Here is a 19,874-nt window from a genome sequence, read left to right as displayed (position 1 = left end):
TGTCGTGTGCCCCGCCGGCACGATCCCGACGGACGCACTGGACATCGCGGACCCTGCGGGTCTGCGGCCGCAGGTCATCAGGGGCCGCGTGCGGTCGCCCGCACCTGATACCAACTCTGCTCGCTCCCCGCGCAGTTGACGAACCCCGATCGGGGTGCGCGTCCCGGCGCCGCACCCGGCCGGACATGTCAGACTTGGCGCCATGTCGAACCGTGAACCTCTCAAGCCCTTTCTGCTGGCCTTCCCCGGACCCCTGCGCGATCGGCTGGTGGGAGCGGTGCTCGCCGGTGTGAAGGTGTCGACGACCGGGCTGCTCGCGGAGTACCAGGCGGAGAAGGAGGAACTGCCTCCGGTGGGCGAGCGGTCCGCTCTGATCGACTCGGACGGCCGGGAGATCGCAGTGCTGGAGGTGACGGAAGTACGGGTGCTGCGCCTCGGCGACATCGACCTTCAGCACGCGATCGACGAGGGCGAGGGCGACACCTCGGTGGCCGAGTGGCGTGCGGGTCACGAGAAGTTCTGGCACAGCCAGGAGATGCGGGAGGCGCTCGGCGACCCGGGGTTCACGGTCGACGACGACACCATGGTCGTCGCCGAACGGTTCCGGGTCGTCGAGCTGCTGGATCCCGTCGTGGGCGCGGCGCAGCGGTAGTCGGGTCCGCCGGTTCTCCACAGCCGCAGCCGAGTTCTCCACGGCCGCAGCCGGTCCTCTGCCGCGGCCGAAGGCTCTCAGAAAGGCAGCGGGCTGTCTTCGTAGCCTTCGGGACGGTTGATGGGGTGATCGAGGAGAACCTCGTCCACGACGGCGAATCCGTTCGTGAGGGTCACGGCATGGGGTGCGAGGTCTGCGACGACGCTCTCGGCCGCGTCGGGGAGTTGCCTCACCTGAGCACTGGTCAGGTATCCCTCCGCGAGCAGGTCTCCGCTGTGGGCCGCGACGCGACGCAGGCTGAACAGGCGGTGCAGCATTCGCAGTTGGTGCTGCGCTTCAGGGTGATCAGCCTGGACTGCGGCATCCAGAAGAGCTTGAGCAGCCTGGCGGTGTGCGTAGGCGTCGACCAGTTCCAGAGCCGGTGTGACGGTGGCGTTCCATCGATTGAGAGGGTTGCCGGCCTTTCCGCTGCGCAGGCGTGTACGTGCGCGCTGATGCCAGATGCGTTCGATGTCCGCCAAGAGGTCTTGAAGAAAGACCGGATCGACGAGGTCGCGATCCTCGGGAGGCGCGTCGGGGGACGGCTTCGGAGTGAAGTGTCCAAGAAGCATTTCGCCGGCCGCCTTGACCCAGATGACGAGGTTGTCGCCTTCCGCCGTGATGGTTCCCTCGTTGGCTGCCAGCTGTCCCGCGATTCCGTTGGCCAGGAAGAGCCCCTGCGCACCACAGCGTTCGCGGCACTCGGTCATGACGGCGCGGGCCCGCCAGGTGATCCAGCCCTTGGCTATGGCTGCGAACCGCTCACCGTTCTCCCGCTCCGACTCCGTCGCCTGTGCCCACTGCCGTACCACGGCGCGGTGCAGGAGAGTCGCGGCGTAGGTGGTGGCGATGGCGTCGATGAGTGGAGTGTGGTGGCTGCGGTGAGCGAACAGCGGAACGCTGCCGCGGGCCGACACGCCGGAAGTCTGCCTCGTGTGGGCGTGGCGTACGGCTACGGCGAGCGCGTGGCGCGTGACTCCGAGGCTGTAGCCGCTCATGCAGAGCTTGCCGGTGGTGACGCGGCCGATGGAGCGCAGGAAGCGCTTACGGTGGCTGCCGATCGAACTGATGAAGACGCCTTCCGGGGTGAGGCTTCCGTGGTCGGACTGCAGAAGCGCTTCCCGTGGCAGCCGGACGTGGTCAAAGGATGTGACGCAGTGGTCGACGGGTGCGGTGGCTGTCTGTGGCAGCCTGCGTATCTCGACTCCTGGCATCGGTAACCCGGCATCGTCGCTGAGTGGGGTAAGAAACAGGAAGACGCCCCGGTCCTTGCCGTCCGTGATGAGGCGGGCGGCGACGACCGCGGTTTTGGGACCGCCGGTGGAGCTGGTGTTCGGCATGAACTTGCGGGCGGCCGCATGGGGAGTGTGCAGCACGAACTCGCCCGCGGCCGGTTCGTACGTGGCGGTGGTCTCCAGTTGCGCGGCGCTGTTGCCGTGCCCGGCCTCCGTACACAGGAACGTTCCCGTACGCCGCAGCTCGGCGAACTCCCGCAGATCACGGTTCGGGCCCGATGTGTGGTCGAGGAGGCTGCCGAGGAAGAGGTTGTAGTGGATACTCGCCACTGTTCCCAGCCCCGCGTCCACCGGGCCGACCCATTCGTGGAGTGCCGCGAGTCGTTCCACGTCGACCACGAAGTCCTCGGGACTGTCGAGTGCCTCGTTGATCAGGCGTAAACGCTCGTAGGACAGCTCGGCACGTTCATCGGGTGACAGCCCTTCCCTGAAGCGGAACGGCTCAGTACTGAACAGCTTGCGCCAGGGCTCGTGGAGTTGCTCCAGTTGTTCGCCGAAGAGCGCCCGTGTCAGCGCTGTAGCGGTTGAAGCTGCCTGGTCAGAGGTGAGTGAGGTGTTGATCACGCTTCGGAACGCTAGCTCATACGTTCGGTCATCACTGCGTGATGATCAACACGATTGAGATCATCCGGATGACGGTATCTGCTCACTCCGAGATACGGGCAACCGTGCCTGGTCGGTGTGCGGAGACGCAGCAGCAGCCGCACCGTCAGCACCGGGGGAGTTTGTCGCCCTCCGGGCCCTGCGGGGCCGCCCGGGGCGGGTGGGACCGGATCTCCGGGAGTGTGTGCCCTACCCCACCGCCTGCGCCGCTGCCCGGCCCGCCGCCCGTCCGGAGAAGATGCAGCCGCCGAGGAAGGTCCCTTCCAGCGAGCGGTAACCGTGCACCCCGCCACCGCCGAAACCGGCCGCCTCCCCCGCCGCGTACACACCGGACAGAGGTGTGCCGTCCTCGGTGAGCACCCGGGAGGACAGGTCCGTCTCCAGTCCGCCGAGCGACTTGCGGGTCAGAATGTTGAGCCGTACGGCGATCAGCGGGCCGGCCTTGGGGTCGAGTATGCGGTGCGGTCGAGCCGTACGGATCAGCTTGTCGCCGAGATAGGCGCGAGCCCCGCGGATCGCGGTGATCTGGAGGTCCTTGGTGAAGGGGTTGGCGATCTCACGGTCGCGTGCGGTGATCTCGCGGCGCAGTCCGGCCTCGTCGATCAGCGGCTCCTCGGTGAGCGCGTTCATCCCGCGGACCAGTGCTGCGAGGTCCTTCTCGACGACGAAGTCCACCCCGCTGTCCATGAATGCCTTCACCGGGGCCGGTACGTCCGCGCGGGCCCGGCCGATCACGTCGCGGATCGACTTTCCGGTCAGATCGGGGTTCTGCTCGCAGCCGGAGAGCGCGAACTCCTTGCCGATGATCTTCTGGTCGAGGACGAACCAGGTGTACTCGTAGCCGGACTTCATGATGTGTTCGAGGGTGCCGAGGGTGTCGAAGCCCGGGAAGAGCGGGACCGGCAGCCGCTTGCCGCGGGCGTCCAGCCAGAGGGAGGACGGTCCGGGAAGGATGCGGATGCCGTGCTTGGCCCAGATCGGGTTCCAGTTCTCGATGCCCTCGGTGTAGTGCCACATCCGGTCGCGGTTGATGTGGTGGGCGCCCGCCTCCTCCGTGATGCCGAGCATGAGTCCGTCGACATGGGCGGGGACGCCGGAGAGCATCTTCGCGGGCGGGGTGCCGAGCCGCTGGGGCCACTGCTTGCGTACGAGGTCGTGGTTGCCGCCGATGCCGCCGGAGGTGACGATCACCGCCTGGGCCTTCAGCTCGAAGGTTCCGGTCGTCACCCGGCTGCTCGCGGTGCCGCGGGCGGACGCGCTCGGCTCCAGGATCTCGCCGGTCACCGTGTCGACGGTGCCCGCGGTGCGGCCGAGGCCGGTGACCCGGTGGCGGAACTTCAGCCGGACGAGGCCCTTGGCGACGCCCGCGCGGACCCGGCGCTCGAAGGGGGCGACGATGCCGGGGCCGGTGCCCCAGGTGATGTGGAAGCGGGGTACGGAGTTGCCGTGGCCGTTCGCGTCGTAGCCGCCGCGCTCCGCCCAGCCGACGACGGGGAAGAGCCGCAGCCCCTGGGCGTGCAGCCAGGAGCGCTTCTCACCGGCCGCGAAGTCGACGTACGCCTCGGCCCACTTCCGTGGCCAGTGGTCCTCCTTGCGGTCGAAGCCCGCCGTGCCGAGCCAGTCCTGGAGGGCCAGCTCATGGCTGTCCTTGATGCGCATCCGGCGCTGCTCGGGCGAGTCGATGAGGAAGAGACCGCCGAAGGACCAGTGCGCCTGGCCGCCGATCGACTGTTCGGGCTCCTGGTCGAGCAGGATCACCGAGCGCCCCGCGTCGACCAGCTCGGCGGTGGCCACCAGACCGGCGAGCCCCGCCCCGATAACGATCACATCAGCGTCGTACGCCATGGGTTCCATCCTTGTCGGGGCGATCCGGGCACGGCCGCGGTGGCGGTCCGGCGCGGACGCGTCGGAGGTTACTCGTGCGTCAGATCTTCTGCACCGGCCGCCGTCGCGTCAACAGCCCGGTCGGCGGCACTCCGGCCGCACCCGCGGGGCACAGGCGCTATCGTCGAAAAAAATCACCCACTTCTGGCCTGACTTGAGGTGGAAGCGTGTCAGTGCTGGTCCTCGTGCTCGCCGTGAGTGCCGCCTGCTGTCTTGGGTTCGGATTCGTCCTCCAGCAGGCCGCCGCCTCGCACGCCCCGAGGAGCGACTATCTCTCCCCCCGGCTGCTGCTGGACCTGATGCGGGTGCCGAGCTGGCTGGCCGGGATCGGGCTGATGGTCTGCGGCATGGTGCTGGGCGCCCTGGCCCTGGGCAAGGGCGAGGTGTCCGTCGTCGAACCCCTGCTCGCGACCAATCTGCTGTTCGCGATGACCCTGTCACGCCATCGCACCGGACAGCGGCTCGGCCGGCAGGGCTGGTCCGGGCTCTGGCTGCTCGCCGGCGGGGTCGCCGCCTTTCTGCTGGCGGGCCAGCCGCGGGGCGGCGAGGTGGTGACCAGTCCGCTGCGGCACTGGCTGGTGATCGGCGTGGTCGTGGGCACCTCCCTGCTGCTCACCACCTTCGCCAAGCGCATGCAGTCCGGGGTCGCGCCGGCGCTGCTCGCGGTGGCGGCCGGGCTCCTGTACGGACTTCAGGACGCCCTGACCCGGGTCAGCGGGCAACGGCTGTCCGACGGGGGCTGGGCGGTACTGGTGACGTCGTGGCAGCCGTACGCGGTGGTGGTGCTGGGAGTGACGGGACTGGTCCTGGTGCAGAGCGCGTTCGAAACGGGCCCGCTGCGGGTCTCGCTGCCCCCGCTGACCGCGTCCCAGCCGCTGGCCGGGATCGCCTGCGGGGTCGGCTTCCTCGGCGACCAACTGCGCACCGACACCGGCGCACTGGCCTGGCAGGCGGCCGGGCTCGTGGCGATCGTCGTCGGGATCGTGCTGCTCGGACTGCATCCCGCGATGCCGGAGGGGCCCGTGAGCGGGCGCCGGGAGAAGAGCCTCCAGCCGAACTGAGCGGCGGCTGTCCGGCCACGGGGGCCGTCCGCCTCGCGGCGGCGGGCGGCACCATGTGCTGATCGAGTACGTCATGGGCCAGTGATCACTTTCAGTGGTCTGATGTTGAATGAAGGACGTGACTCCTTCTGACGAGATCCTGGACATCGTCGACGAGAACGACGTGGTCGTGGGGCAGGCCCCGCGCGGCGAGGCGACCGCGCGGGGCCTGCGCCATCGCTGCGTCTTCATCGAGGCCAGGGATGCCGGGAGCCGGCTCTTCGTGCACCGCAGGACCCCCACCAAACTGCTCTTTCCGTCCCACTACGACATGTTCGTCGGCGGGGTGGTCGGGGCCGGAGAGTCGTACGACGAGGCGGCGCTGCGGGAAGCCGAGGAGGAGCTGGGAGTCTCCGGACTCCCCCGCCCCGAGCCGCTGTTCAAGTTCCTCTACAAGAGTGCGGAGCACTCCTGGTGGAGCCACGTCTACCAGGTACGGTGCGAGCTGCCGGTGAACCCGCAGGTGGAGGAGGTCGCCTGGCACACCTTCCTCACCGATGCGGAGCTGGAGCGGCGGCTCGGCGACTGGGAGTGGGTGCCGGACGGCCTGGAGACGTACCACCGGCTGCGCGCCTTCCGGGCGGGCCGGGCAAGCTCCTGAGTCAGGACTCCGGCGGCAGACACGCGCCCGCTCCCGGGGCCGGGCCCGTGCCGGGTGGATTGCGGCCGTGGTCGGTGGTGGCACGTTCCACCAGGTTCTCGCATGCCGGCAGCATGGGCCGGGCCCATGCTGCCGACCGCGGTCGGCGTGTTCACCGACGCCGCTGACAATCATGGGCGAGGTCGTAAGGTTCACGCGTGAACGAATTCGTACAGAGCCTGCGGCTGTGGTTCGCGCCGCAGCGAATCCGCGAAGAGGGCGAAACCCCCGACTACCGGTTCTCGCTCGCCAATGAGCGCACCTTCCTCGCCTGGATCCGCACGGCTCTCGCACTGATCGGCGGCGGTTTCGCGGTCGACCAGTTCCTCCCGGAGCTGGCGTGGGGCATCCGCACGGGACTGGCGCTCGCGCTGCTCGGGGCCGGTGTGCTGTGTGCGCTGCGGGCGATCAATCACTGGGTGCTGTGCGAGCGGGCGATGCGGCGGGGGAAGGACCTGCCGGTCTCCCGGTTCCCGACGCTGCTCGGTCTCGCGGTCGCCGTCGTCGCCGTGGTGATGGTGGTGGTGGTCCTCTTCGGCTGGGAGGGCCGGTGACGGCCGAGGGGCGCGACCCCGGGCTGCAGCCCGAGCGGACCAGGCTGGCCTGGCGACGTACGACCCTGTCCTGCACGGTCGTGGCACTGCTGGCGGTCAAGCAGGCGTTGCACGACGGGGCGAGCCCGGCCGGGGTCGTCGCCATGGCGCTGAGCGCACTGACCTGGCTCGGTTTCCTGCTCGTGGCGCACCGGCGGGTCCTCGAAATGGGGACCGCGCGTCCGCAGCCGCTTTCGGCGCGCGGGGCGCTGACCGCTGCGGCGTGCACGATCGCGCTCGCGGTGTTCGCCGTGGCCATGCTCTTCTGAGATCCTGCCGGGCTCTGAGTCCACGAACCGGATTCCGGGAGCTCGCTGGACGACATACCGACTGGTCGGCATGATGAACGCCGACCGTCTTTCACCACGGAGGTGCGCATGATGAGCCCAGCCCACCCGCCAGGTCTCGACCTCTACCGGCTGCGCGGACATCTCGACCGCGAGCGGCCGGGACTGGTGAACGGACCGCTCGAAGCCCGGCTCATCGAGGGCGGCCGCTCAAATCTGACGTACATCGTCACGAACGGCACCGGCCGCTGGGTCGTACGCAGGCCCCCGCTGGGTCATGTGCTGGCCACCGCACACGACATGAAGCGCGAGCACCGGGTGATCAGCGCCCTGTTCCCGACGGCCGTTCCGGTGCCCGAACCGGTGCTGCTCTGCGAGGACGACTCGGTGACCGGGTCGCCCTTCTACGTCATGGAGTACGTCGAGGGCACCCCGTACCGCACGGCCGAGCAGCTCGCCCCACTGGGCGCCGAGCGCACCCGGGCGGCCGTCCTCGGTCTCGTCGACACCCTCGTCGAACTGCACGCCGTGGACCCGGAGTCCGTCGGGCTCGGCGACTTCGGGCGCCCCGAGGGCTTCCTCGACCGACAGCTGCGCCGCTGGGGCAAGCAGCTGGACGCCTCCCGCAACCGTGAGCTGCCCGGCATCGACGAACTGCACGCCGCGCTCGGCCGTGAGCTGCCCGTCTCCCCCGCGCCGACCGTCGTACACGGCGACTACCGCCTGGACAACGTCCTGATCGGCTCCGACGACCGGATCAAGGCCGTTCTCGACTGGGAGATGTCGACGCTCGGCGACCCGCTGACCGACCTCGGACTGCTGGTGATGTACAGCTGCGACCTCGATCTGCCGAATTCCCCGGTCTCCACCACCAGCGGCGCGGCCGGCCACCCCACCCCCGCCGAACTCATCGAGCGCTACGCCGCGCGCTCCGGCCGGGACACCTCCGCCATCTCCTGGTACACGGCGTTCGCCTGGTTCAAGCTCGCCGTGATCCTGGAGGGCATCCACTACCGCTACACCCTGGGCCAGACCATCGGCGCCGGCTTCGACGGCATCGGCGATCTCGTCCCCGTCTTCATCGAGCACGGCCTCACCACCCTCCAGGAAGGCTGATCACCCCCATGGACTTCGCATTCGACGCCCGTACCGAAGAGCTGCGCAGCAAGCTGTTCACCTTCTTGGACGAGCATGTCCACCCGGCCGAGAAGATCGCGGACGAACAGCGCGCGCTTCTGGCCTCCCCGTGGGACACCCCGCAGATCGTCGAGGACCTGAAGGCCGAGGCGCGGCGGCAGGGGCTGTGGAACCTCTTCCTTCCCGATGCCGAGCACGGTGCCGGACTGACCAACCTCCAGTACGCACCACTCGCCGAAATCACCGGCCGTTCCCCGCAGTTGGCGCCGACCGCGTTGAACTGCGCGGCGCCGGACACCGGGAACATGGAGGTGCTCCTCCAGTTCGGCACGGACGAGCAGAAGAAGCGGTGGCTGGAGCCGCTGCTCGCCGGCGAGATCCGCTCGGCGTTCGCGATGACCGAGCCCGAGGTGGCCTCGTCGGACGCGACGAACATCGAGACGCGCATGGTGCGGGAGGGTGACGACTACGTCATCAACGGCCGCAAGTGGTACATCTCCGGGGCGATGAACCCGGACTGTCAGATCTTCATCGTGATGGGCAGGACGGCGACTGCCGATGGCCCTGACGGCGCGGACATCCGCCGTCGGCAGTCGATGATCCTGGTCCCCCGCGACACCGCCGGTCTCGAAGTGCGGCGCGCCATGCAGGTGTACGGCTACGAGGACCATTACCACGGCGGTCACGCCGAGGTCGTCTTCACGGACGTACGGGTGCCCGCCGCGAATCTGATCGGCGAGGAGGGCGGCGGCTTCGCCATCGCCCAGGCACGTCTGGGGCCGGGCCGCATCCACCACTGCATGCGACTGATCGGCATGGCCGAGCGGGCGATCGAGCTGATGTGCAAGCGGGCGGTGTCCCGTACGGCCTTCGGCAAGCCGCTCGCCCAGCAGGGCGTGGTACAGAACTGGATCGCGGACGCGCGGGTCACGGTGGAGCAGCTGCGGCTGCTGGTGCTGAAGACGGCGTGGCTGATGGACACGGTGGGCAACCGGGGTGCACACACGGAGATCCAGTCCATCAAGATCGCCACGCCTCGGGCGGTGGTCGACATCCTCGACCAGGCGGTGCAGCTGCACGGTGCGGGTGGCGTCAGCCAGGACTTCCCGCTGGCCGAACTGTGGGCGGCGGCACGGACATTGCGGCTGGCGGACGGGCCGGACGAGGTGCATCAGCGGTCGTTGGCCCGGCGGGAGATCAAGCGGTACATGTAGGCGGTGGCCCGGGCAACGGACAGCGTCAGCTCGCGCTGACCGCACGCGGGGCATTTCCGCCCGCGCGACCGGGCCGGGCGACGTCCCCCGGCTCGTCGCTCGGCCCGGCAGGGCTTGCGTCACTCGTTATGCAGTACCTCGGCGATCGGCAGCTGTGCCGCCGTGCGGGACGGGAGCAGCGCGCCGAGGACGGCGATGAAGACGCCCGCCAGGGCAACGGCGACCAGCACTGGGGCGTGCCAGACATTGATCATCGACTCCGAGAACACCAGGATCTCGATGTGCTCGATGATCAGCCGATGGGCGACCATCCCGACCGGGACGCCGATGATTCCGCTGACCACGCCCAGCCCAAAGACCGAGGTCACCGTCATCGCGACGACCTGGCGCGGCGTCATGCCGATCGACTTCAGCATGCCGAGGTCTCTGCGGCGCTCCCGTATGTTCAGCAGCACGGTGTTGAAGACGCCGAGCGAGGCGACCACGCACAGCAGGACGGTGAAGATCGTCGAGAAGCTGATGACCGACGCGATGGGGCCGGGCGCCTGGTGCGTCACCACGTTTGGGTAGAGCCCTGGGTCGGCCTCCTTGATCGCCTTGATGTAGGCGTCTGCGTCCGCGCCGGGAGCGAGCCGCACGGAGTACTCGACCACGTGCAGCTTCATGCCGAGCCTGGCCAGAGTCGCCGCGTTGGACTGCACCGACCGCGCGTTGCCCTGGAGGGGTTCGCCGACGATGGTCAGGGGCAGCAGTCGGCCACCGAGGTCCAGGGTGATCCGGTCGCCGAGCTTGAGTCCGTGCTGGTCCAGGAACGCGGGCCCGGCGATCGCCTCGCCCGGCCCGGTCGCCGGGCGCCCCTTGACCACGTGCAGTGGCCGCTCGACGGCGTCACCACCGTAGAAGTCGACGAACACGGGTTGGGTGTAACCGACCACAGCGGCCTGTTCGAACGCTCGCGAGGTCACCTGGTCGGCTCTGGGGTCGGAACGCAGCTCAGCCTCGATCTGGGCGTCGGTCAGCTTCGGCACCCTCTGGTGGGCATCGGCCGAGCCCACCTGCACGTGGACGAAGGTGCGGCCGTTGTCCGCCTCCGGCGGCTCAAGCGAGGCGAGCAGCGTGCCGCTCAGACCGGTGGCGAAGGTCACCGTGACCACGCCCAGGACGATGGACGACATGGTGAGCGCCGTCCGGGCCGGGCGGGCGAAGGGCTGGCCCAGGCCGAGGCTGACCGCGCGCGGCAGCCGGGTGCCGCTCAGCCAGCGTTGGATCCGCAGGCCGCGCCCGGTCCGCGGCGCGCTGCCGGCGGTGATCGCCTCGGCGGCGGAGATCCGGTGGGCGCGCGAGGCCGGGAGGAAGGCGGCGACGGCGACCAGCAGCGGCACGCCGACCAGGCAGGCGAACGGCAGCCAGAGCGGGGGGTCGAGCGCGGCGGTGCCGGTTTCGACCCCGGAGAAGGCGGTGTCGATGATCGGCCGGGCCAGCACCCAGCCGACCGCAGTACCGAGGACGCTGCCGACGACCGCGGGCACCGAGACCATCGTGACGTAGACGGTGACGACCTGGCGTGGGGTGAAGCCGAGCGCCTTGAGAACGCCGATGTGCCGGTAGCCGGACACCACCGCGCCGCTCACCACGTTCCCGACGATCAGGACGGCCACCACCAGCCCGAGCCCGCCGAAGACCGACATGAACGGAAGGTAGGAGTCGGCCGAGGCGGAGAACGCCTGCTTGAGGGTCAGGTAGGACTGCGCGCTGGTCAGCGCGTCCCCGGGCAGGCCCTTGGTGGCCCTGGCAAGGTCCGCCTTCACCCTGTCCTCGTTCGAGGCGTCGGTGAAGCGGTAGAGCATCTGCGCCGAGACGGGATGCAGGGCGGCCACCTGCTCGGGAGTGACCCAGCCGCCCGCCGACTTGCTCAGGCTGGTGGCGACGCCGACCACGGTGAGCGGCGGGGCGCCGGCGGGCGCGATCGTCCGACCCAGCAGAACATCCCAGCCGGTGCCCCGGAAGCCCATCTGGACGACGACCTCGCCCGGCTGGGTGGCCCAGCGGCCCGCGAGCAGCTTGACGCGGTCCACCGGGCCCGCCGGGTCGGCCCGGCCCACCAGGGTGATCGGCCCGGGCGCGTTGCCCAGCCAGTCGGTCGGGATGTCCAGGGTCACCTGGGCGAAGGGCCCGGCGGCGGCCTCGATGCCCGGCCCCTTGGCGGTGGCGGCCAACCGCTCCGCCGGGGCCTTCGCGGTGTCGAACGTCGCGACCACGTGGGCGCCGCGCTGCTGGCCGAAGGCCGCGTCGAACGGCGCCCGCGCGGCGCTCATGACGGCGAGTGCGAGCAGGATGGTCGTGGTCGAGCAGAAGACGACCAGGCCGATCACGATCGTCTGGAGCCTGCGCCGCTTGACCGCCGCGCGCGAGGCCCGCCACACGGCCCCGGTCATGCGGAGTGCTCCAGGGAGCGCTCGCGGGCGATCCGGCCGTCCGCGACCTCCACCAGCCGACTGGCACAGCGGGTGGCCAGGTGCGGGTCGTGGGTGACGATCAGCAGCGTCTGCCCGATCTGGTTGAGGTCGATCAGCAGGTCCATCACCTGCTCACCCGAGCGGCTGTCCAAGGCGCCGGTCGGCTCATCCGCCAGCAGCAGCGCCGGACGGTTCATCAACGCCCGGGCGACGGCCACTCGTTGGCGCTCGCCACCGCTGAGGGTGGCCGGGTAGGTGTCCTTGCGGTGGGCGACTCCGAGTTCGTCCAGCAGCTCCAGCGCCCGTCGGCGCGCCTGGCGCGCCGAGGTGCCGGTCAGCTGGGCGGCAAGGGCCACGTTGTCGAGTGCCGGCAGGTCGTCGATGAGGTTGAAGAACTGGAAGATCATGCCGATGTGCCGGCGGCGGAACAGTGCCAGCCCGGTCTCGTTCAACTGCCCCAGGTCCTGGCCGTGCACCTGGACCGTGCCGCAGGTGGGCCGGTCCAGGCCGGCGACCATGTTCAGCAGGGTGGACTTGCCGCAGCCGGACGGGCCCATCACGGCGACCGCCTCGCCGGCGCGGATCCGCAGGTCGATGCCGTCCAGAGCCTTGGCATCTCCGAACTCCTTGTGGACTTCTGACAGTTCGACGACGATCTGCGCGTCGCCCGGCCGGGTGGTCCCGTCGTCATTGCTCATGGCCGTGACGTTAGAAGCGGCAGGCCCGACGATGGATCCCACCCGGGATGTAACTGTCCGGGCCCGTAGTACCGGGGATGTACACAGACGGCACCCCCGAATGATGTGGACCATGCCGTGAGCTGGGAAGCTGGCGGCGTGTGGGGAACGAATGCGGGCTGGATCGCCGCCCTGGTGGCAGCAGGCGCGGCCAGCTGGCTGGCCGTGGCGCTCGCCCAGGCGCGGCGCGCGTACCGGGCGGCAATAGGCGAGCGCGGCTGGCTGCTGGAGCGGGAGCGGCAGAGCGCGGCGCGCACGGCCGTCGACGCCGAGCGGGCCAGGATCGCCGCGGAGCTGCACGACATCGTCAGCCACAACGTGAGCCTGATGGTTGTGCAAGCCGGTGCGGCCCGTGAGGTGCTGGCCACCATGCCGGAGGAAGCAACGGCCGCGATGACCGCCGTTGAGACCGCCGGGCGGAACGCGATGACCGAACTGCGACACCTGCTCGGCCTGCTCGCCCCCGCGCCGGACGGCGCCGACGAGCCGGATCGGGACGGCTTCGCGCCGCAGCCGAGCCTCAGTCGGCTCAGCCCGCTGATCGACCGGTTCGCCTTCGCCGGCCTGCCGGTGGAGGTGCGGATCTCCGGCGAGCCGCGGCCACTGCCGGGCGGAATCGACGTGACGGCGTACCGGATCATCCAGGAGGCGCTGACCAACGCGCTCAAGCACGGGGACGGGGTGAAGGCGGAGGTGACAGTGCGCTACGCGGACCACTACCTGCGGGTGGAGGTGCTGAACAGCGGGCCGAGCGTGCTCACCGGGGACGCGGCTGGTCCCGAGCGGCGGGCCGACGGGACGGGGCGCGGGCTGCTCGGCCTGAGCGAGCGGGTCGCCGTCTACGGCGGCGACCTCGACGCCCGGCGCCGCATCGGCGGCGGCTTCCGCATCCGCGCGCGCATCCCGCTGGACCGGCCGTGACGGACGCGCCCTCAACCGGCCAGCTCGGGCCCCGGGTCGTGATCGCCGACGACCAAGAGCTGGTCCGCACCGGGTTCCGGATGATCCTGACCGCCCGCGGGATCGACGTGGTGGGCGAGGCATCCGACGGCGCCGAGGCGGTCGCCAAGGTGCTCGAACACCGGCCGGACGTCGCGCTGTTGGACATCCGGATGCCCGGAATGGACGGCCTGGAGGCCGCCCGCCGGATCCTCGTCCAGGTCCCCCGGTGCCGGGTGATCATGCTGACCACCTTCGACCTCGATCACTACGTGTACGCCGCCCTCGCCGCAGGCGCCAGCGGCTTCCTCCTCAAGGACGTCACATCGGCCCATCTCGCCGCCGCCATACGCCTGGTGGACACAGGGGACGCGCTGCTCGCGCCCTCGATCACGCGCCGACTCGTCGAACGCTTCGCCACCGGTGCCCCCACCCCGGCCGCCTCCACCAAAGCCCCGGCGCCGCACCGCGACTTGGCCCCGCTGACGCCGCGCGAGCGGGAGGTGCTGACACTGCTGGGGCATGGCTTCTCCAACAGCGAGCTGGCGAGCGAGCTGACGCTCAGCGAGTCGACAGTGAAGACGCACGTGGCGCGGATCTTCGCCAAACTCAACCTCCGCGACCGCGCCCAGGCGGTGGTTCTCGCGTACGAGACGGGCCTGGTCTCGCCGGGTGGGGGGCAGCAGCGCCCGGTGCGCGGACGGTGACCCGGGCCAGGTTCCGCTCAGAAGGGTCCTGAGCCACCGTCGTTCCACATCAGTCACGGACGATCGAGACCTCAGCATCGTCGTCCCAACGGACATGCTTAGCCATGGGCGGCAACCTACGCCGCCCGCCCTGCCGCGCGCCTACGACCGTGGCAAGCTCCCCCAACAGGTGGCACCTCCAGCGAGTGCGCCGAACACCGGACGTCAAAAGTTTTGACAGCTATGCCGGTTTTCTGTTCCGTTCCTACCCGGACCCGGACCCGGGCTCGGTCGTCGGTGGACGGGCTCGGTTGTCGGCGGTGGTGGTCAGTGGGTTGCCCCGATCCGGTCGAGTACGGACGTGTAGAGGGAGCGTCTGTCGGGGCGGGCGTGGGCGGCGGCTCGACGGAGGGCGGGGATCGCTGCCTCGCTCATCCTGATGAGCCCCTCGGCCGCCGTCCTGCGCACGACGGGATGCGGGTGCGCGAGCAGTCCGGTCACGGCGGGGATCGCGGGCTCCCAGCCGGCGTGGCAGAGCGTGCGGATCGCCGTACGTGTCACGTCCGGCCGGGGATCGTCCAGCAGGAGCATGGTGTGGCTCAGATAGGTGCCCCGGTCCAGCATCGTCCGTGCGGTCCGGTGGGCTCGCAGGCGTACCTTGGTCCGGGGATGGTTCAGCAACTCACCGAGCAGGTCGCGCAGTCCGGGGTCCTGGTCCGTGTCCGGACCGAAGTGGGCCTCGGCCATTTCTGTGAGTGCCCGGCATATCTGTTCCGGGGTGCCGGTTCGGGCCAGGTCCAGCAGTTCCTGCCGGGACGGCCGGTGCGAGGGTCCGCCGGGTGCGGCAGGGGTGCGGTCACGGAGCGCTGCCAGCGCTGCCGCGTCCTGCTGTGCAGCGTCCGGGCCGCGCAGCGGGCCCTCTACGAGAAGAAGCCGGTCCGCAATGTCGTCGCGCCCTTCGGCGCGCAGCCGTCGGCACGTGCGCGTCAGCGCGGGGGTGCGCAGGAGCCGGCGGTCGAGGAGCAGGTCGAGGAAGCCCCAGGCCCCGGCGGCGAGGCGGTCGTCCAGGACCCTGGCGAGCGCGTCGGCGGGGTAGTTCCGCAACGCGTCACTGACTGCCGGTCCGGCGGCGGGCGGGGTGTTTTCCCACCACTCCAGCAACAGCCACACCAGCGGTTCCAGTGACCACGGAGAGAGCTTCGAGGCCACGAGAGCCACCCTGTCGCGCACGACGTCCTCGCTCCGGAGTTCCGTCTCGTCGAGGGTGAGCAGTGCAGGGGCCAGGTCCACGCCGATGGGTATGTCGATGTGCCCGCGGAGGTATGCGCGAAGCACCGGCAGCCTGGCCTCGGGCTCGGGCCACTTCGCCAGCGCCAGGGCAGCGCTCTCCCTGCGGTCCGCGGCGGTTGACCCCAGCATGTCCAGCAGGCGCTCTCTCAGAGCCGCGGAGCGGGGCTGGTCGAGGTCGTCGATGTGTACGTGCCGGGGCGGCGGCGTCGGTGCCTGGGCGGTCTCGGCCATGGTCCAGGGCGGTGCGTCGAGGGGCTGAAGAAGCGTCATCCAGTCGAGCAGGGCGGCCCGGACCTCGGGGTCCGTGCCGTGGTGGACCTCGATCAGTGCGGTCAGCCGGTCCCGCGAGCCGACCCTGCCGTCGTCCTGTCGGCGGAACTCCTCCAACGTGCCCGGTGCGCGCACCGCGTCGGCCAGTGCCGCCCGCCATGCCCGGGTCTCGGCGGGCATGCGTGCCGCGGTGGGCTCCGGGACTGCGAACGCCTCCCTCAGCACGGCGGCCTGGGCCTGCCAGGGGTCGGCTCCGAGCCGGGCCGACGCGAGCGCCTGATCGAGGTCGGCGCGGACCAGCACCGCTCCGAGCCTGCGCAGCAGCGTCAGCGTGGACCGGCTCGGCGTCGCGGGTGCGGGACGCAGTGCCCGTACCGCAGCGGTAACGGCCGGCTTGCCGGCCGCCGTCAGCGTCGGCGCGACCGCTTCGAGTACCGCTAGCAGGTCGTGCCGGTCCTCGTCCCGGGCATTGACGAGCGCGTCGAGCAGGACCGAGACGGACCGGGCGAACGTCGTCAGCTCCCCGGCCGCCCAGGGTGCGGAGCAGATACGCAGCGCGAACCGCACCACCCTGTCCCGGACCGCGGGCCGGGAGCCGGCCAGCCTGAGCCAGTCGGCGAGCATCGGTCGCAGCTTGTTCAGCCGGTCCTGGTCGAGCGGTACGTCCCTCGCTGCGACGCGCAGCGCGACCGGGGCATTCCAGCCCCCGGCCGCCAGCGACCTGATGTCGCGGTCTGTCGCACCGTCCACCGGTGACCGCTGCGCGACGGCCGATGTGGTGATGCCGTGTCCGGCCAGCGGTGTCGCCAGATCCTTCACGTCCCCGGAGGCCAGACCCACCCGGCCGTCCGCCACCAGGGAGAGCAGGGTGGCCGCCGCCGGTGACGCCTGGTCGTCCAGTGCGAGGACCGAGCGAGCACCGAGGGCGCCGTCGAGGCCCTCCAACAGCAGCTCGCGGGTACGGCCGTCCCGGCTGTGCTCGGCGGCGGCGAGAAGTGTCGCCGCGTAGGCGTCGCCGAGGACGGCGCGCAGGGCCGCGACGATTGCGCCGCGCAGCCCGGGGTTGTCGTGGTGGCCGAGCCAGAAGAGCAGCTTGGGCAGCGCCGCCGGTGTGCCCGCACGGACCAGCACATCGGCGGCGGTCTTCTTGATGTTCATGTTCGGGTGATCAAGACATGCGGCGATCGCGGTGCACGCCCAGTGGGCCTGTGCGTGACCCAGTGCCAGCAGGGCCTGCCGGACGGTCTGGATGTCCGGAGCGGTGGTCAGCGCGATCAAGGTCGCCGACAACGCCTGTGCGTCCTCGCCCGTGATGTCCCGGGCGAGCAGGGCGATGACGTGTTTGCGGACGTGCCGGTCGCGGTGGCGCAGCAGCCGGTGCACCTGGGCGCGGGTGCCCGCCCAAGGGGCCCGGAGCAGCAGTTCGAGCAGGATCGCCTGCTCACGGTCGGACAGTCCGGGCCGGTCCAGCAGATCCAGTGCCGTCGTCGCGACGAGTGCGTGGCCGGCCTCCTGCGCGTCTGCCGTGTCCAGCAGGCAGACCGGCCGGATCGCGCCCCGCTCGTGGAGACGGCGGCCCAGGGCGTGCACGGCGTCCAGGACCTCTTGGGGCACCACGGGCTCACCGCTCGGCTGTGGGTGTTCCCGCTCCTGAAACGCCGCCTGGTCGGCGACGATGCGCAGCAGCAGGTCGGCGATGACCGGCAGTGTGCCGACGTGGCCGTGGGCTGCGAGACGGCACAGTGCCGCCACCGGCTCGTCCGGGTTCAGATGGGAACTCAGCAGGGCCAGTTCCCGCTCGTCCGGACCACCGAGGTCCGCTGAGATGCGCGCAGGAAGGTCGACGGGATCGAGCCGTACGAGGAGGGCGCGCCGGAGCGCCGGATCGCGGTTCAGCTGCCACAGCACTTCGAGGGCGCGGTTCCGTACGGCGTACAGGTGAGGCGCGATCGCGTCCCCGGTGACGCCCAGCCCTTCTCGCAGGGCCAGTACCGTCTGCTGCCCGCCGATGGCCTCCAGTGCGTCCAGGGCAGCGGCGGGCGCCGAGGGCAGCAGAGCGATCACGGCGTCTTCGGCATCCGTATGGCGCAGCTCACGGATCGCGTCGAGGAACGGACCGGGGGCGGGAGCCGAAGGAAGTGCGCGTGTGATCGCGTCCCCGATCGGAAGCTCGTCAGCTCCCTGCCCGGCCAGGGCCACCAGCAGGGCGAGCCGTCGCACCCGGCTCGGATCGTCGGCGGCCGCATCCGTCAGTACCCGGAACACCTCCTTCCGGCAGGTGAACAGGATCGTTGCGATCTCACGGGGCGGAATCGAGTGATCGGCCAGGGCCAGGCCGATGACGGCCGGGACGTCCGCGCCGTCCACGAAGTGCCCGCGCCGGTGGAGACCGCGCAGGCACGTCGTCGCCGGCCCGCCGAACAGCAGCGGATCGCGTGCGGCGACGGCCGTGATTTCACCGATGTCGTCGCGGTCCGCCAAGTCGCCGAGCAGTTCCATTCCCCGTCGGCGAAGGCCCGGCGGAAGATCCGGATCGTCGATGATCTGCCGCAGCAGGTCCTTGTGACCGTGGCGGGCGGCGGTCGCGAGGGCAGCATCGGCCACCGCGGGCCTCTCCCCCGCCGGACCCGCGGCGAGAAACGGAGAGATGCACCCGGGCGGAAGCGGCTCCATCGCCGTCCACGGCTCGGTAAGTTCTCCCAGCGCGTCGGCGACGACTCTGTCGCTTTCGGCGCCGAGCAGACCGATCAGGTCTTCGCGGACCAGCGCGGGAGCCAGCAGTCCGGCGTGCAGCCCCTGTCGCGCGAGCCGAAGCGCCTCGGCCTGCAGCACGGGGTCGCCGCTGTCCGCCAGCTCGTCCACAAGTTGCGCCGGCCGACGCGCACCGCTGATGCCCGTCTCCCGTACGGCCTGGTAGAGGAGTTCACCCGGGGCTTCGTCACGGATCACCGCCGGCTCGTGGAGGAGTTCGGTGCGCAGCCACGCGATCCTCACCCGTACCGGCAGCCCGGCCGTGCGCCATGACAGGCGGGGGCGGCCCCGGAGACGGGGGCCGAGTCGCTCGTAGAGCCCCGCCAGCAGGAGGTCCGCCTCGGGCGGCCCCGTCAGCGATACGGGCAGCAGCCCGGCGAGTTCGGCCGTCTCGCCGTCGTCGGACGGGCGGCCCGCTGTCGCTCGCTCGGTGAGCATGACCAGCCCCAGATGGCGCAGGGCGGGGTCCTCGTGCCGGATCAGACGTCCAAGGACTGCAGGTGGGCAGTCCTGCGCGTCCAGGAGCCCGGGCAGCCGTCCGGCGTCGGCTCGGCACACGGCATCGTGGAATGGTTCGTCTGCCGGCGTCTTCACCGTCGGATGCTAACCGGGGCGCTGCTGGCTCCACCAACGGGATTCGCCCCTCCACGGCGGTGCGGCGGCGCACACCCGCTAGGGACGCAGGGCGCGCAGCAGCAGGTCGGCCAGGTGGTCGGCGACCTCCTGCCGGCTGAGCGGGCCGTCGGGCCGGTACCAGGTGGACAGATGGTGGACCGAGCCGAAGTGGTAGTCGACGATCAGGTCCGCCGGGGTGGCCGTGGAGAACACTCCGCTCCGCCGGCCCTCTTCCACCAGGGCCCGGAAGCGCTCGTGGTAGCGGCGCCGCTCCCTACGTACCTGCTTGTTCTTCTCCGGGCTGAGGTAGTGCATGGACCGGAAGAAGATCGAGGCGTCGTCGAGGTTCTCGATGGTCGTGACGACCACATCCGCGGCAGCGTCGCGCAGCCGTTGTTCGACCGGGGCGTCGGCGTCGGCGAAGGCGTCGAGACGCTCCTGCTGGAGCCGGAGCACCCGGGCGTAGACCTCCTGGAGGAGGTCCTCCTTGGAGCCGAAATAGTGGTAGAGCGCGCCCTTGGTGACGCCTGCCGCCTCGACGATCTCCTGGACCGAGGTGCGGTCGTACCCCTGCTCGGCAAAGAGCCGGGTGGCGGCGGCGAGCAGCCGCTGAGGGACGGGGGCCGTGTCCCCGTCCGTCGCCTTGGCCATTGCCGCCACCTTCCTTCCGTACCGTGCGTGAATCC

15 protein-coding genes are annotated in these 19,874 nt (G+C 70.5%); 9 read left to right on the top strand and 6 right to left on the bottom strand.

The genetic code is table 11. From position 1 onward, the window contains the following. Window positions 1–202 precede the first annotated feature (202 nt). The gene (locus ACH4EW_RS16550) at window positions 203–652 is read left to right on the top strand and encodes an ASCH domain-containing protein (protein WP_398257147.1); all 450 of its coding nucleotides are present in this window, start codon (window positions 203–205) and stop codon (window positions 650–652) included. Between the two features lie 77 nt (window positions 653–729). On the opposite strand, the gene ACH4EW_RS16545 is transcribed toward ACH4EW_RS16550, so the two are convergent. Both ACH4EW_RS16545 and ACH4EW_RS16540 read right to left on the bottom strand, forming a co-directional pair. Next, entirely contained in the window at window positions 730–2,550 is a 1,821-nt protein-coding gene (locus tag ACH4EW_RS16545; RefSeq protein ID WP_398257144.1) for an acyl-CoA dehydrogenase, read from the bottom strand. Window positions 2,551–2,778: 228 nt separating this feature from the next. Next, window positions 2,779–4,434 carry an FAD-binding dehydrogenase gene (locus tag ACH4EW_RS16540; RefSeq protein ID WP_398257141.1) on the bottom strand — a complete coding sequence of 552 codons (1,656 nt, stop codon included), beginning with the start codon at window positions 4,432–4,434 and terminating at the stop codon, window positions 2,779–2,781. 206 nt (window positions 4,435–4,640) lie between these two features. Here ACH4EW_RS16540 and ACH4EW_RS16535 point away from each other — a divergent pair, with 206 nt between their 5' ends. From ACH4EW_RS16535 to ACH4EW_RS16510, 6 genes are all read left to right on the top strand, one after another. Then, entirely contained in the window at window positions 4,641–5,534 is an 894-nt protein-coding gene (locus tag ACH4EW_RS16535; protein ID WP_398257138.1) for a DMT family transporter, read from the top strand. Between the two features lie 118 nt (window positions 5,535–5,652). Further along, on the top strand, window positions 5,653–6,174 hold the full coding sequence (locus ACH4EW_RS16530) for an NUDIX domain-containing protein (RefSeq protein WP_398257135.1): 522 nt from the start codon (window positions 5,653–5,655) through the stop codon (window positions 6,172–6,174). Between the two features lie 197 nt (window positions 6,175–6,371). Further along, the gene (locus tag ACH4EW_RS16525) at window positions 6,372–6,767 is read left to right on the top strand and encodes a YidH family protein (RefSeq protein WP_398257132.1); all 396 of its coding nucleotides are present in this window, start codon (window positions 6,372–6,374) and stop codon (window positions 6,765–6,767) included. Next, window positions 6,764–7,075 carry a DUF202 domain-containing protein gene (locus tag ACH4EW_RS16520; protein ID WP_398257129.1) on the top strand — a complete coding sequence of 104 codons (312 nt, stop codon included), beginning with the start codon at window positions 6,764–6,766 and terminating at the stop codon, window positions 7,073–7,075. The genes ACH4EW_RS16525 and ACH4EW_RS16520 overlap by 4 nt, the downstream gene beginning before the upstream one ends. Window positions 7,076–7,186: 111 nt before the next feature. Then, complete coding sequence (locus tag ACH4EW_RS16515) at window positions 7,187–8,209, top strand: phosphotransferase family protein (RefSeq protein WP_398257650.1); 1,023 nt, start codon at window positions 7,187–7,189, stop codon at window positions 8,207–8,209. 8 nt (window positions 8,210–8,217) lie between these two features. After that, window positions 8,218–9,444 (top strand): acyl-CoA dehydrogenase family protein, encoded by a 1,227-nt coding sequence (locus ACH4EW_RS16510; RefSeq protein WP_398257126.1) that lies wholly within the window; start codon window positions 8,218–8,220, stop codon window positions 9,442–9,444. A 119-nt stretch (window positions 9,445–9,563) separates the two neighbouring features. On the opposite strand, the gene ACH4EW_RS16505 is transcribed toward ACH4EW_RS16510, so the two are convergent. Together ACH4EW_RS16505 and ACH4EW_RS16500 are read right to left on the bottom strand one after the other, a co-directional pair. Continuing rightward, window positions 9,564–11,879: an FtsX-like permease family protein gene (locus ACH4EW_RS16505; RefSeq protein WP_398257123.1), complete on the bottom strand. Its 2,316-nt coding sequence runs from the start codon at window positions 11,877–11,879 to the stop codon at window positions 9,564–9,566. Beyond that, a complete protein-coding gene (locus tag ACH4EW_RS16500; protein WP_398257120.1) occupies window positions 11,876–12,598 on the bottom strand; it encodes an ABC transporter ATP-binding protein in 723 nt (240 codons plus the stop codon). The genes ACH4EW_RS16505 and ACH4EW_RS16500 overlap by 4 nt, the downstream gene beginning before the upstream one ends. Window positions 12,599–12,715: 117 nt before the next feature. Between ACH4EW_RS16500 and ACH4EW_RS16495 the strand changes: the two genes are divergently transcribed. Together ACH4EW_RS16495 and ACH4EW_RS16490 are read left to right on the top strand one after the other, a co-directional pair. Further along, the gene (locus ACH4EW_RS16495) at window positions 12,716–13,558 is read left to right on the top strand and encodes a sensor histidine kinase (RefSeq protein ID WP_398257117.1); all 843 of its coding nucleotides are present in this window, start codon (window positions 12,716–12,718) and stop codon (window positions 13,556–13,558) included. Further along, window positions 13,555–14,283, top strand: coding sequence for a response regulator (locus tag ACH4EW_RS16490; RefSeq protein ID WP_398257113.1), 729 nt, complete (start codon window positions 13,555–13,557; stop codon window positions 14,281–14,283). The genes ACH4EW_RS16495 and ACH4EW_RS16490 overlap by 4 nt, the downstream gene beginning before the upstream one ends. A 306-nt stretch (window positions 14,284–14,589) precedes the next feature. Here ACH4EW_RS16490 and ACH4EW_RS16485 read toward each other — a convergent pair whose 3' ends face one another. Together ACH4EW_RS16485 and ACH4EW_RS16480 are read right to left on the bottom strand one after the other, a co-directional pair. Continuing rightward, complete coding sequence (locus tag ACH4EW_RS16485; protein WP_398257110.1) at window positions 14,590–19,167, bottom strand: HEAT repeat domain-containing protein; 4,578 nt, start codon at window positions 19,165–19,167, stop codon at window positions 14,590–14,592. Window positions 19,168–19,245: 78 nt separating this feature from the next. Beyond that, complete coding sequence (locus ACH4EW_RS16480) at window positions 19,246–19,839, bottom strand: TetR/AcrR family transcriptional regulator (protein WP_398257107.1); 594 nt, start codon at window positions 19,837–19,839, stop codon at window positions 19,246–19,248. Window positions 19,840–19,874 lie beyond the last annotated feature (35 nt).

Source organism: Streptomyces sp. NPDC018000 (assembly GCF_044328025.1).
Taxonomy (GTDB): domain Bacteria; phylum Actinomycetota; class Actinomycetes; order Streptomycetales; family Streptomycetaceae; genus Streptomyces.
Note: the sequence above shows the minus strand (reverse complement) of the source record. Positions and strands in the feature narration are given on the sequence as shown.